Source organism: Sphingomonas tagetis, assembly GCF_024211275.1.
Lineage (GTDB): Bacteria > Pseudomonadota > Alphaproteobacteria > Sphingomonadales > Sphingomonadaceae > Sphingomonas > Sphingomonas tagetis.
Window position 1 is genome coordinate 1 of record NZ_JAMLDX010000026.1, and the last position, 12,587, is coordinate 12,587.

The window sequence follows — 12,587 nt, forward strand, 5'->3', positions numbered from 1 at the left end:
GAACTGCACCTTGGGGCCGCAATAGCGGTAAGTCGTTCCGTTCATCCGAAAGTTGCTGGGATCGTTGATCGTAAGGAGAGTGGGGCCACCCTCAATGAGGTCGCCGCTTTGCAGATCCCTGCATTCGTCCGTTATCGTAAAGGCTTTGCCCTTTCGGCTGAGTTTCTTGATGGTGCAGGTCGCTTGTGCGACGCCGATCGCGCTCTTTCCACCCCAGTAATTGACCATGTCTGCATTGGACGCGCCTTTGCATGCTTTTCCCGCGGGAACGTAGATGCCTTTATTCAATGGGAGCATGTCAGGCGTCACGGCGGCGGTGGAAACGAAGATGCATGCGCCGAATGCTACGCGATAGGGTAATTTCACTGCTCATCTCCCGTTCCGGTGATCACGCGTACCCGCGACAGTGCGCCTTTTCCGGTCCTCAGTAAAATGCTGCTGCGGGGCCGCTCACGGCACAGCCGCTATTGGGGGAACCGGCATTGAAGTGGGAGGAGGGCTGACGCGGAGCACACCAAAGATTTGGACAGCCGGATCACCTCGGGTGACGAGGTAAAATAGCGGAACGGGGAGGCAGGCTTGGCTCGAGGTTTGCGGCTCATACCGCGCCGCTAGCAACGCCGAACCGGCGCCGCCACGTTGCTTTGACAGCACCCGCCCGCCGCTGCCCGCGCGCTCTGACCAAATTCAACAGATGCATTGTCCCAGGTTGTGGATCAGAATGGTCGCATGCGAATTGGCTCAGTCTGGATCGCGCTGGCGCTATGCTTTTCGGCGGAAGCCGCGAGCGCCGCCGACAGCTGGCCGCCGAGCCCGGCTTCGGAAGAGGCCTTTCGGCAGGGCGACTATGCGACCTCCCATGCGTTGCTCGAGGCGGACCTTGAGCGATGTGAAGCCTCCCGCCCGGTGGCCAATGAATGTCTCGATCTTCTCATCAACCTGTCAAACGTGGGCGCGCGCTTCCGGTCGTCGCAGGACGATGAAGCCTATGCGAGAAGAGCTGTGGCCCTCGCCGAGCGATCTTTCTCGAAGCCGCATCTCGATCAGGCGCGCGCCTATCTTGCGCTGGCCAATCGCTTATTTCGGCGCAGCCGGTATGAAGATGTGGAAGCCCTGTATCTCAAAGCGATCCAGGTTGAGACGTCCTTGCTGCCGGATGGCGACCCGCAGATCGTCACGATCTATTCCGATCTGGTGCTCATATCCAGGCGGTATAACCGCCTTGCGGAAACGGAGAAATGGTTGCGCGTCATCATCGCCATGATGGAGCGCACAAGGTCGGTAACGGACCCGGAGCTTGTCGTCGCGTACAGCAATCTGGCGATGGCCCTGACGCTGCGGGACGAGCTGGAGGAGGCCCTGAAACTCTACCGGCGGGTTTTGGCAATTCGCCAGGAAGCAGTGCCGCAAGATCAATTGCCGCTGGCTCAGAGCTACGAGGCCGTGGCCTACGTACTCCACGAACAGCGGCGCTACGAGGACGCTGAATACAATATTCGACAAGCCTTGGTGATATACGAGGCTCAACTGCCACCCAGTCACCCAAAGCTTGTGGCCATCAGAGAAGCGCTGAGCTCGAACCTCGAGATTCAGAAGATCGAGCAACGCGGACTTGATGGGTTGGTAGCGCATATCAGCGAACGCTGGACCCAGCATGCATCGCGAGCGGAGGGCGAGCGTGAACCCACCGTCTGGAATTTGATCGAGGAGCTAATGCGCCGTGGTATATCTCGCCCCAGAGCTCGCACGATATTGCGTGACGCACAAACAGAAGCGTTAGGGCGGCTCCTTCGATACAATGGCTTCACGCCGGATGCCCAGCGTGATCTGGAAAAGGCTCGGCAGATCTTCAGGGGATCGGTGCGTCTCGCGTGGGAAATTTCTGGCGAGGCCAAATGACAATAGCCGCTCATGCCCTTTTCACAGGGATTCGATTGAGGTGCGTGAGCCAGCGCGGCACGCCGTTCAGGATCAGCCGAACGTATATGCCAGTGGTGCTGGCAGCTGCCTTTATCGGCGCATGCGATTCCGCTGTCGATCGCAGGCCGCGCGCCGCCGCGGAAGGCGGAACTGCAACGTCCGAAAGCAAGGCGCTCAGCAAGTCAGACATCGACGCCGACGCCGCAGCTCGCGCGGTATTTGGACCCGGTCGTCCCGCCGTCGCTCGGGTGGGAACTACGACCGTTCAATTCAAACCCGGCAGGGTAATTCAGGTGGGATCGAACGACATATTTATTGCGAGCGGCGACGCCTTGAGTTCGGCTCACCCCGATCCGGGCTATGTCGGATTTTGGTATCTGCGCCGCAAAGGCACTAAATTCACAGTTCTTGCTCGCCACCCGGGCTTCGTCGCACTGGGCAGCTTCGGGCGAGCGCCTGAGTGGAAGATGCGCGCCGATCTCGGGCCATTTCCGGTGGTTGAAGTGACCGGTTTTGGCATGTGGTTTGGCCACGCCTTCACATGCACCAGTTTGGTCGCGCTTGAGCCCCAACAGCCAAAGCTCCTGCTCAATAAGGTGATCACCGGTTACCAGTTCGATCCAGGCGACGAGCCCACAAGCGAGCCCGCGGCTGACGTAACTGGGAGTGTGGCCTACCGTGCCGACACCGATCGCTACGTGGTGACGTACCGCGGCACAGCGAGCGGGGACCAGGTTTTTGTAAGGAAGCAGGGGCGCTTCATTCCCTTGAATCCCAGCCCGGTGGACAAACGATGTTCAAGTGATGCGTAGCGGCATGACGTGTCACCGCACCCGATTGGCGGAAGCAGGGACTGCCCGGACGGCGGAGGGTGGGCCCCGGGTCTGAATTTGGGTGGTTAGCTGCCGCGTTGCTGCTGTAGGATGCTTCGCTTTCCGGAGAGCTAAAAAATGACGTTCAGTCTCGCGATGACCTTGCTGAACGCAGCGACCCCCACATGTGCACTTCCATTTCGAACGGTTCCCGACGAAGCGTCAGCCAGGCGCATTGCAGAAGTGGTGAGTAAAGTTGCGCCCGACGCGCCGGGCGCAAACGCGCCCTACTCGTTCGATGTCAAATATATTGAAGAGCGGGATGAATGGGTAGTCGCGGAGCTTCCACAAAGCCGAATGCTCGGCGGAGACGGGCTATGGATGTGGATCAACGCCTGTAATGGACAAGTGTCGGGTCTCATTCGTCAGCGCTAGTGTTCAATCCGCCATGTCAGAAGAGACATGAGTCCGCTGTGAGCGATGGCAGACGATCGGCAAACGGCGCAAGTTGTGCGGGAAGCGGATGATGGCGTCAGAACATGCCTTTGGGATGCTCGGAATGCCCGAGGACTATTTGCAGCACGTCCCAATGCTCCACGATCTTGCCCACATCATCCAAACGGAAGATGTCAATGCCAACGTAGTCATGGTCTCCGGGCCAATGCTGGTGGCAATGCAGGACGACAAACGCTCCTTCCACTATTGCCCGTTTAACTTCGACGTTTTCCCGGGCACTCGCGTGCGATCCGGTCAAAGTAGTCGATAACGCCCAGTCTTCCGGCCGCGACATGCGGATTGTGCTGGATGTAATCCGCGCCAACGTAGCAGTTCGACTGCCTCCCGCAGCTGCGAGTCCGACACCAAAGGCGCCCGTCTAAGGTTAAATCAATGCCAAACGGCGAGCGACGACTATTCCGGCTTGGCACAGCCTTTAACCTTGCAGGGATCGACCGGCTTGAAGTTACGCGCCTTAGCCTCGGATTCGGCTTTGACTCGTGCGTTTTCGACGTCGAGAGCGGCCTGTGCTCGAGCCTGCGCGGCGTAGTCTGCCTCGCGCTGCCGCTTTTCAGCCGCCTCGCGTGCCAAGTCAGCGCGGTCGTCCTTCACGATGATTCCCGCGCGCGCCGTGGTCGCCGTAGCAGACGACCGGTTCCCTGAAGCGGACGGCTGCGCCATCGCCGTCGAACGCCCCCGCGCCGCGGCAAGATCGGCGTCGATCTTGGCTCTTACGCCAGCCTGCTCGGTAAGCTGCCGACGGCTTTCCTCGGCGTTGGCCGAATCGGTGCGAGCGTAAGCTTCGTCCTGAATGGTGCTGTCAGTCCAATGCGAACGGCTCTCCACACGATGCATTTCGGTCTTTGAAGCTGGCAGCCTAGCTCGCGAGCGATTGCCACGCGGCCAGTGCGGCCGAGCGGCGCTTCTTGTAAGTTTGTCGGTCGACGAGATGGCGCTCCAGGAAAAAATGATTGTGGACGTTGGCGTGCACGCTGGCGAATTTCTGTAGCGTCTTCATTCGCCTGAATCTGAGCATCGCTCGCTCCCTTCGGCGGACGGGCAGGTGACTCCCCTCGATGAGGTTGTTCGACCAGCGTCCGATTTTCTGCTTCGCCCGATTGCCCAAAGCATCCATCGCGGCACCGTAGGAGCGCAGGCCGTCGGTGATGATTGCGTCCGGCGAGCCGTGGCGCTTGAGCGCCTTCTTCATAAAGGTCAGGGCGGCCTTCTTGTCACGCGTCCGGGTCACATAGCTCTCGAGCACCTCGCCCTCGTGATCGACCGCGCGCCAGAGATAAACCATCTCGCCGTTGAGCTTGATGTACATCTCGTCGAGATGCCATTTCCAATGGCGAAAACCGCGCATGCGATCGACGCGCTGGCGGCGGATGTCCCGGGCGAACAAGGGGCCGAATCGATTCCACCAGAGCCTGACTGTCTCGTGGCACACGTCGATGCCGCGCTCGAACAGCAAATCTTCGACATTCCGTAGCGACAGCGGAAACCGCACGTACATCAGCACGACGAGCCGGATCACTTCCGGTGACGAGTTGAAATAGCGGAACGGGGAGGGAGGCTTCGCTCGAGATTTGCGGCTCATTCCGCGCCGCTAGCAGGGTGCAGCCGGCGCTGCCACGTTGCTTTGACAGCACCCTTCAGACTAGGTGGCGGAGACGGAGGGATTCGAACCCTCGGTACGGTTCCCCGTACGACGCTTTAGCAAAGCGTTGGTTTCAGCCACTCACCCACGTCTCCGGCTGGCTGGCGAAGCGCGGCTATAACGAGGGTGGGGCGGGGGATCAACCGCCCGTTTCATCGAAATCCGTCGCCGCTTGTGGACTCGGGTCGGCGCGAAATCGACTCGGGTCATCGCCGGTTCATTGCCCTGGTGCCAGCGCGGAGTCATGCCATGCTGACGGGAGGGTATCATATGCGGCGTGCGTTGATCTGGTTGGGAATGCTGACGGCAGTCCCGTCGATGGTGGTGACTCCGGCGCTGGCGCAGACCATTCGGACGGTCGATCCCGACACCGCGATCGATGCCGATCTCGACCGGCCGCAGGCGCCGCCGCAGCAACGCCCGCAGACCGCGATTCCCGCCGACGAGCCGGTCGATCCCGGCTCCGACACGCCGCCGCAGGATTCAGCGGGCGTGCCCTACACGGCGCCCGGCGCGCCTGCCGCACAGGCCGCGCCCGCCACCGGCCTCGTCAAGCCCGAGGCGCCAGCGACCTTCGACCGGGTCCGCATGGTCAGCGCCGCCGAGGGCGTGTTCGGCCGCGGCGCGACCGGCCTCGCCTCGCTGATCGAGGACATTCTCAAGGATCAGGGCGAGCCCAACGCCTATATCGCGGGCAGCGAGGGATCGGGCGCGATCGTCGTCGGCCTGCGCTACGGTTCGGGCCAGATGGTCCATGCGGTCGAGGGCGAGCGCAAGGTGTTCTGGACCGGACCGTCGGTCGGCTTCGACATCGGCGGCGACGCCAACAAGGTGTTCGTGCTGGTCTATAATCTCTACGACAGCCAGGAACTCTACAAGCGCTTCCCGGCGGGCGAGGGCCGCGTCTATTTCGTCGGCGGCTTCTCGGCGACCTATCTGCGCCGCGGCGATGTGGTGCTGATCCCGGTGCGGGTCGGCGTAGGCTGGCGCGCGGGCGTCAATGTCGGCTACATGAAGTTCAGCGAAAAGAGCCGCTGGTTTCCTTTTTGATCGGGTTCAACTGCGCTGAACGCGGCGCCGGCCCGCTCCCCACCCGGCCACCCATAAGTTACTTGCGTAGGCGTCCGGCTGCGGAAGCGGACCGGCGCCGCGCGCCATTGACTTCGTGACCCCACACAGCTAACCGCGCGCCTTCGCAATCGGCCCTGCACTCCGGTGAAGCAGCGGCCCTGTGTCTCGACACAGGCGAAACCGGAATCGCGATCAGGCAGGCGACTGCCGGGTCAACGTCGTTAGCAGTTGTAAGGAATTTCAAATGTCGAAGCGCTCTAGCGCCAAGTACAAGCTCGACCGCCGGATGGGTGAGAACATCTGGGGTCGTCCCAAGTCGCCGGTCAACAAGCGCGAATACGGCCCCGGCCAGCACGGCCAGCGCCGCAAGGGCAAGATGTCGGACTTCGGCATCCAGCTGCGCGCCAAGCAGAAGCTCAAGGGCTATTACGGCGACGTCACCGAGAAGCAGTTCCGCAAGACCTATGACGAGGCCGCGCGGATGAAGGGCGACACCAGCCAGAACCTGATCGGCCTGCTCGAGCAGCGCCTCGACATGATCGTCTATCGCGCCAAGTTCGCGCCGACGATCTTCGCCGCGCGCCAGCTGGTCAACCACGGCCACGTCAAGGTCAATGGCGACAAGTGCAACATCGGTTCGCGCCGCATCAAGCCGGGCGAGACCGTCGAGCTGGGTTCGAAGGCGCAGGAAATGGCGCTGGTGATGGAGGCGCAGAGCCTCGCCGAGCGCGACATCCCCGATTACGTCGCCCCGGACGGCGCGTCGAAGATCACCTTCACCCGCGTGCCGACCCTCGACGAGGTGCCGTACCCGGTGAAGATGGAGCCGAACCTGGTCGTCGAGTTCTACTCGCGTTAAGTTCGGGCTTCAGCCGAAACAACAAAGGGCGGTCCCGCGGGGCCGCCCTTTTCGTTTGCGCCCGCTTGCCCGGTGCCCGGCCCGCTGCCACAACACGCGCCATGATGTTTCGGGAGAGAAAGCCCATGCGTTTCGCGCTCTTGGCCCTGCTCGGCCTCGCCGCCTGCAACCCCCAATCCTCCGCGCCACCGCCCGAGGTTGAGCTGCCGGCAATCCCGATGGATACGATGAAGGAAGCGACCCGCGTCCTGTCCTCGGACGAATTCGAGGGCCGCGCGCCGGGCACGCCGGGCGAGAAGAAGACGCTCGATTACCTCGTCCAGCAATTCCAGAAGGCGGGGCTTCAACCGGGCAATAATGGCAGCTGGTTTCAGGACGTGCCGCTGGTCGCGATCACCGCGAAGAACGTCTCAGCGCTGACCTTCACCGGCGGCAGCCAGCCGATCAGCCTCAACTACGGCCCCGAATTCGTCGCCGGCACCTATCGCGTGACGCCCAAGATCGCGGTCAAGGACAGCGACGTCGTCTTCGTCGGCTATGGCATCAACGCCCCGGAAAAGGGCTGGAACGACTATGCCGGGGTCGATGTGAAAGGGAAGACCGTCGTCATCCTGATCAACGACCCCGACTGGCAGACCGCCGAAGCCAAGGGCGAGTTCAACGGCCGCGCGATGACCTATTATGGCCGCTGGACCTACAAGTACGAAGAAGCCGCGCGGCAGGGCGCCGCCGCCGCTATCATCGTCCACCAGACCGAACCCGCCGCCTATGGCTGGAACGTCGTCCAGTCGAGCTGGACCGGCGAGCAGCAGGTCGCCGACGCCGCGAACGGCCATGCCGACCAGTCCGCCGCGATCGGCTGGATCCAGCTCGACAAGGCGAAGCTGCTGTTCGCCTCGGGCGGTCAGGATTTCGACAAGCTCGCCGCCGCCGCGAAGACCAAGGGCTTCAAGGCCGTCCCGATCGGCAGCGTCAAAGCCTCGCTCAGCTTCGACAATGACATCCGCAAGCACGCCTCGAAGAACGTCATCGGCATCCTCCCCGGCGCCAAACGGCCCGAGGAGTACGTCCTCTACACCGCGCATTGGGACCATCTCGGCCGCTGCGAAAAGGCGCCCGATGGCGACGACATCTGCAACGGCGCGATCGACAACGCCACCGGCACCGCCGCGCTGATCGCGCTGGCGCAGGCCAACAAGGCCGCCGGGGCGCCCGACCGCAGCCTCGTGTTTATCGCGGTGACGGCGGAGGAAAGCGGCCTGCTCGGCTCCAAATATTATGGCGACAACCCGGTCTTCCTACATGCGAAGACGGTTGGCGGCGTCAACATGGACGCGCTCAACATGACCCCGCCGGCGAAGAATGTGATCGTCGTCGGCAAGGGCAAGTCGGGCCTCGACGCCTATCTCGACCGTGCGCTCGCCAAGCAGGGCCGCACCGCCGGCATGGAGCCCACCCCGGAGAAGGGCTTCTACTACCGCTCCGACCATTTCATGCTCGCCAAGCACGGCGTGCCGATGCTCTATTTCGACGCGGGCGACGACCTGATCGAGGGCGGCAAGTCGGCCGGCAAGGCCGCGGCGATGGACTATGAGAAGAACCGCTATCACGGCCCGAAGGACCAATATGACCCGGCATGGAACTGGTCCGGCGTCGAAAAGGACCTGCAAATCTATTATGCGGTCGGCCGAATGCTGGCGATGAGCGCCGAGTGGCCCAATTGGGTCGATGGCGACGAATTCCGCGGCATCCGTGACAAGAGCCGCGAAGGAGCCAAGTAAAGGGTCTAAACTCCCTTGGAACGAGGATCGAGATCGTCCGTGGAAAGCCGCCGACAAGGAGTGCAGCGCAGTCGCGTAGCTGAAGCTACGCGCAAGCAAGCGACGCTGTTCGGCGGCTTTCCACGGACGACCGCGCAGCGGCGGGCGGATTTTGGTGCCATGCGTCGTCGCGCGTCGGTCACGATGGACCCCATCGCTCCCTCCTTGCTCCTAGCCTGGCACCAAAAATCCGCTCCGTCTCGACCTCGTTCCAAGGGAGTTTAGACCCTAATGAAGCCGACGCCGCCACCTGAATGGGCGAAGCACAAGGCCGTGTGGATCGGCTTTCCCAGCCATCCCGAATTGTGGGAATCGCTCGGCGCCGCGCGCGCGGAGGTTGCCGCCTTCGCCCGCGCGGTCCATGCCGATGGGGCAGGGGAGAAGGTGCTGCTCGTCGCCGCGGACGATGAGGCCGCCACCGCCGCGCGCCTGATCGCGGGCGATGCGGCGCAGGTGGTGGTGACGCCCTTCGGCGACATCTGGCTGCGCGACACCGGGGTGATCCTCGACAATCAGGGCGTCGGCCACGCCTTCGAGTTCAACGGCTGGGGCGGCAAGTACGAATATGACGGCGACGAGGAAGTCGGCGTCGCGCTGGCCGACAAGCGCCGCATCGAGGTCGAGCCGCATGGCTGGGTGCTCGAGGGCGGCTCGCTCGACTGGGACGGCACCGGGCTGGTCGTCACCACCGAGCAATGCCTGCTCAACCGCAACCGCAACCCCGGCCTGTCGATGCGCGAGGCGGAAGAGCGGCTGTACGACGATCTCGGCTTCGACCGCGTGCTGTGGCTCGGCAATGGCCTCACCAACGACCATACCGACGGCCATGTCGACAACCTCGCGCGCTTCGTCGGCCCCAACCGGCTGGCGATCCCCGTGGCGGAGGAAAACGACCCCAACTGGCTCGTCTTCCAGGACGCCAGGCGCCGCGCCGAGGCGTTCGGGGTCGAGGTCGTGCCGATCCCGTCACCGGGCCGCGTGATCCACGCCGACGAGGTGGTCCCGGCAAGCTATATGAACTTCTACATCGGCAACGCCGCGGTGGTCGTGCCGCTCTACGGCCAGCCCAACGACCGCAAGGCGGTCGAAGCGATCGGCGCGCTGTTCCCGGGCCGTGCGGCGGTGGGCCTGCGCGCGGACCATATCCTTACGGGTGGCGGGAGCTTCCACTGCATCTCGCAGCAGATCCCGAAGTGACCCAGTTCTGGGTCCGGGCGCTGGTGTCTGGCCTGATCGTCGCCGCCATCGCCATGATCGCGCGCCGCAGTCCTGCGCTAGGCGCGCTGGTTGCCTCACTGCCGTTGATCTCGCTGCTCGGGGCCATGTGGTTGTGGCACGACACCCGCGACGCCGGGAGAATGGCCAGCCACCTTGAGGCGACTTTCTGGTATGTGTTGCCCTCGCTGCCGATGTTCCTGCTGGTGCCGTGGCTGCTGCGGCACGGCGTTGCGTTCGGTGGCGCGATGCTCGCGGGTTGCGCGCTGACGGTGGCGCTCTATCTCGCAGTCATCGTGGTCGCCGCGCGGTTCGGCGTCCAGCTTTGAGGATCAGATGACCCAGATCACTGTCGCCGCGCTCCAGCTCGCCTTCACCACCGACACCGCGCAGAACATCGCGAACGTCACCGACCTCGTCCGTGAGGCGGCGGGGAAGGGCGCTCAGGTCGTGCTGCCGCCCGAGCTGTTCGAAGGCGAATATTTCTGCCGCGTCGAGGACGAGGCGCTGTTCGCGACCGCCAAGCTGGTTGCCAGCCACCCCGCCGTCACCGCGATGCAGAAACTCGCGGCGGAGCTGCATATCCACATACCGACCAGCTTCTTCGAAGCCGATGGCCCGCATTTCTACAACAGCCTCGCCATGATCGGTCCCGACGGCAAGGTCGCCGGCGTCTATCGCAAGAGCCACATCCCCGATGGCCCCGGTTACGAGGAAAAATATTATTTCCGCCCCGGCAACACCGGCTTCAAGGTGTGGGACGGCCCCGCCGCCGATGCCACGCTCGGCGTCGGCATCTGCTGGGACCAATGGTATCCCGAAACCGCGCGCACGATGATGCTGATGGGGGCGGAGCTGCTCTTCTATCCCACCGCGATCGGCTCCGAGCCCTATGACGCCGAGCTCGACACCAGCCGCATGTGGCGCCGTGCGATGGTCGGCCACGCCGTGTCCAACATCGTCCCCGTGATCGCCAGCAACCGCATCGGCAAGGAAGGCGACCAGCGCTTCTACGGCCACAGCTTCATCTGCGACGAATGGGGCGACATCCTAGCCGAGTTCGGCGCGGAGGAGACCGGCGTGCTCACCGCCACGCTCGACCTCGACCGCGCGCGCAAGCACCGCGCCGGCATGGGCTTCTTTCGCGACCGCCGGCCGGAGCTGTACCGCCGCATGGTCGAGGACGTCTGACCTGAAATCCTCCCCTGGCGGGCGAGGATAGCCAGCCATTGCCTTGAAATGTTGGAATCGATTTGCTCCATCATGGTTGATGGAACGGGCCGCCCCGCAAACCGGACAAAAGCCGCCGCGTGACGGTTTCGTCGCTGGCGCACCAGTGTCGCGCCGTGGCCGCGTCAGCGTGCGAAACCGTCGCGACCCCGTCGCTCGGGCGTCGCGTGCGTGTCGCGATGGCGTCGCGTCATCGTCGCCCGGATGTCGCCAACCGGTCGCGTTGCGGTCGCTTCGCGGGCGCGAACCCGTCGCGATCGGCCGAAACCCCCGCATTTTTGTCAACTTCGTCAACCGCCCGTCGAGTTCACACCCGGCCGCGCAACTCGACCGCCCGCGCGAACACCGCCTCGAACATCTCGGCGCTCAGCCGCCCGGTATTCTGGTTGTAGCGCGAGCAGTGATAGCTATCGATCAGCACGCGGCCATCGGGCATCCGATGCTCGGCCAGATGACCGAAGCGGCATTTGGGCAGCTTCCCGCCGAGAATCTTCACGGCGCTCTGATGCGCGATCTGGCCGAGCGCGATGAAGATGCGGGCGGGGATCGCATTGGCCTGCGCATCGGCGAACGGGCGGCAGGTGCGGACTTCCTCGGGAGTCGGCTTGTTTTCCGGGGGCAGACATTTAACCGAGTTGATGATGATCGCGCCGTTGAGCCGCAGGCCGTCATCGGGCCGCGACTGATATTCGCCGTCGCTCAGCCCGAATTTGGCCAGCGTCGCGAACATCAGGTCGCCGGCGAAATCGCCGGTGAACGGCCGTCCGGTGCGGTTGGCGCCATGCTTGCCGGGGGCGAGGCCGATGATGCCGAGCCAGGCATCGGGATCGCCGAACGCCGGCACCGGTGCGTTCCACCAATCGGGATGCTCGCCGCGCAATTGCCGCCGCAGCGCCACCAGCCGCGGACAGCGCGGGCAATCGTGCGGCGGTTCGGTGCCGGGCAGAGGGGTTGGCGGAGGCATCGCCCTGCGATAGGCGCGGGCGATGGGGGCAACAAGTCCGGCCACTCGCTATGTCATCGCGCTCGGCTCCAACCGCCGTGGCCGTCACGGCTCGCCTGCGAACGAGGTGCGTGCGGCGATGGCGGCGATTGGTGGCGTGGTGAACGCCTCGCCGGTCATTGCCACCGCGCCGCTCGGCCCGTCGCGCCGCCGCTTCGCCAATGCCGCGCTGCTGATCGAAAGCGGCGAGTCTCCGCCCGAGTTGCTCCGCCGCCTCAAGGGAATCGAGCGCGCCTTTGGCCGCCGCGCCGGTCGCCGCTGGGACATGCGGGTGATCGACCTCGACATCATCCTGTGGTCGGGCGGCGCGTGGTCCAGTCCGGGTCTCATCGTCCCGCATCCGCAATTTCGTCACCGCGCGTTCGTGCTCCGGCCGGTGCTGGCGCTGGTCCCGGCATGGCGCGATCCGCTCACCGGACGCACGATCCGCCAGCTTGCCGCGCTTCTCACGCGCCGAGCCGGTTGACCGGAGGAAAGCACGCCCTTAGGTGCACCCCACCTC

General features: G+C 63.9%; 15 protein-coding genes and 1 tRNA gene. 10 read left to right on the plus strand and 6 right to left on the minus strand.

Annotated features, from left to right (window positions below; genetic code table 11):
- On the minus strand, window positions 1–366 hold a 366-nt coding region (locus tag M9978_RS21150), incomplete at its 3' end, for a hypothetical protein (RefSeq protein WP_254296860.1).
- Window positions 367–729: 363 nt separating this feature from the next.
- On the opposite strand from M9978_RS21150, the gene M9978_RS21155 reads away from it, so the two are divergent.
- The 3 genes from M9978_RS21155 to M9978_RS21165 all read left to right on the plus strand — a co-directional run bounded on the left by M9978_RS21155 (window position 730) and on the right by M9978_RS21165 (window position 3,167).
- Window positions 730–1,899 carry a tetratricopeptide repeat protein gene (locus M9978_RS21155; protein ID WP_254296862.1) on the plus strand — a complete coding sequence of 390 codons (1,170 nt, stop codon included), beginning with the start codon at window positions 730–732 and terminating at the stop codon, window positions 1,897–1,899.
- A 44-nt stretch (window positions 1,900–1,943) separates the two neighbouring features.
- Entirely contained in the window at window positions 1,944–2,732 is a 789-nt protein-coding gene (locus M9978_RS21160; RefSeq protein ID WP_254296865.1) for a hypothetical protein, read from the plus strand.
- Window positions 2,733–2,870: 138 nt separating this feature from the next.
- The gene (locus M9978_RS21165) at window positions 2,871–3,167 is read left to right on the plus strand and encodes a hypothetical protein (protein WP_254296868.1); all 297 of its coding nucleotides are present in this window, start codon (window positions 2,871–2,873) and stop codon (window positions 3,165–3,167) included.
- 97 nt (window positions 3,168–3,264) lie between these two features.
- On the opposite strand, the gene M9978_RS21170 is transcribed toward M9978_RS21165, so the two are convergent.
- The 4 genes from M9978_RS21170 to M9978_RS21185 form a co-directional block, all read right to left on the minus strand.
- Complete coding sequence (locus M9978_RS21170; RefSeq protein ID WP_254296871.1) at window positions 3,265–3,552, minus strand: nuclear transport factor 2 family protein; 288 nt, start codon at window positions 3,550–3,552, stop codon at window positions 3,265–3,267.
- An 89-nt stretch (window positions 3,553–3,641) separates the two neighbouring features.
- Window positions 3,642–4,082, minus strand: a complete 441-nt coding sequence (locus M9978_RS21175; protein WP_254296873.1) for a hypothetical protein — start codon at window positions 4,080–4,082, stop codon at window positions 3,642–3,644.
- 22 nt (window positions 4,083–4,104) lie between these two features.
- Entirely contained in the window at window positions 4,105–4,827 is a 723-nt protein-coding gene (locus M9978_RS21180) for an IS6 family transposase (protein ID WP_254296875.1), read from the minus strand.
- Between the two features lie 65 nt (window positions 4,828–4,892).
- Window positions 4,893–4,982: transfer RNA gene (locus M9978_RS21185), tRNA-Ser, on the minus strand.
- 175 nt (window positions 4,983–5,157) lie between these two features.
- On the opposite strand from M9978_RS21185, the gene M9978_RS21190 reads away from it, so the two are divergent.
- The 6 genes from M9978_RS21190 to aguB all read left to right on the plus strand — a co-directional run bounded on the left by M9978_RS21190 (window position 5,158) and on the right by aguB (window position 11,043).
- Window positions 5,158–5,937: a DUF1134 domain-containing protein gene (locus M9978_RS21190; RefSeq protein WP_254296877.1), complete on the plus strand. Its 780-nt coding sequence runs from the start codon at window positions 5,158–5,160 to the stop codon at window positions 5,935–5,937.
- 265 nt (window positions 5,938–6,202) lie between these two features.
- On the plus strand, window positions 6,203–6,817 hold the full coding sequence (gene rpsD / locus M9978_RS21195) for a 30S ribosomal protein S4 (protein ID WP_254296879.1): 615 nt from the start codon (window positions 6,203–6,205) through the stop codon (window positions 6,815–6,817).
- Window positions 6,818–6,942: 125 nt separating this feature from the next.
- Window positions 6,943–8,598: a M28 family metallopeptidase gene (locus tag M9978_RS21200; RefSeq protein ID WP_254296882.1), complete on the plus strand. Its 1,656-nt coding sequence runs from the start codon at window positions 6,943–6,945 to the stop codon at window positions 8,596–8,598.
- A gap of 270 nt (window positions 8,599–8,868) precedes the next feature.
- Window positions 8,869–9,834, plus strand: a complete 966-nt coding sequence (locus M9978_RS21205; RefSeq protein ID WP_254296884.1) for an agmatine deiminase family protein — start codon at window positions 8,869–8,871, stop codon at window positions 9,832–9,834.
- Complete coding sequence (locus M9978_RS21210; protein ID WP_254296886.1) at window positions 9,831–10,181, plus strand: DUF3147 family protein; 351 nt, start codon at window positions 9,831–9,833, stop codon at window positions 10,179–10,181. The genes M9978_RS21205 and M9978_RS21210 overlap by 4 nt, the downstream gene beginning before the upstream one ends.
- 7 nt (window positions 10,182–10,188) lie before the next feature.
- A complete protein-coding gene (gene aguB / locus M9978_RS21215; protein WP_254296888.1) occupies window positions 10,189–11,043 on the plus strand; it encodes an N-carbamoylputrescine amidase in 855 nt (284 codons plus the stop codon).
- A gap of 346 nt (window positions 11,044–11,389) precedes the next feature.
- Here the strand turns inward: aguB and M9978_RS21220 are convergent, their stop codons facing one another.
- Entirely contained in the window at window positions 11,390–12,046 is a 657-nt protein-coding gene (locus M9978_RS21220; RefSeq protein ID WP_254296891.1) for a uracil-DNA glycosylase, read from the minus strand.
- Window positions 12,047–12,068: 22 nt separating this feature from the next.
- Between M9978_RS21220 and folK the strand changes: the two genes are divergently transcribed.
- Complete coding sequence (folK, locus tag M9978_RS21225) at window positions 12,069–12,551, plus strand: 2-amino-4-hydroxy-6-hydroxymethyldihydropteridine diphosphokinase (RefSeq protein ID WP_254296893.1); 483 nt, start codon at window positions 12,069–12,071, stop codon at window positions 12,549–12,551.
- The last annotated feature ends 36 nt before the right edge of the window (window positions 12,552–12,587 follow it).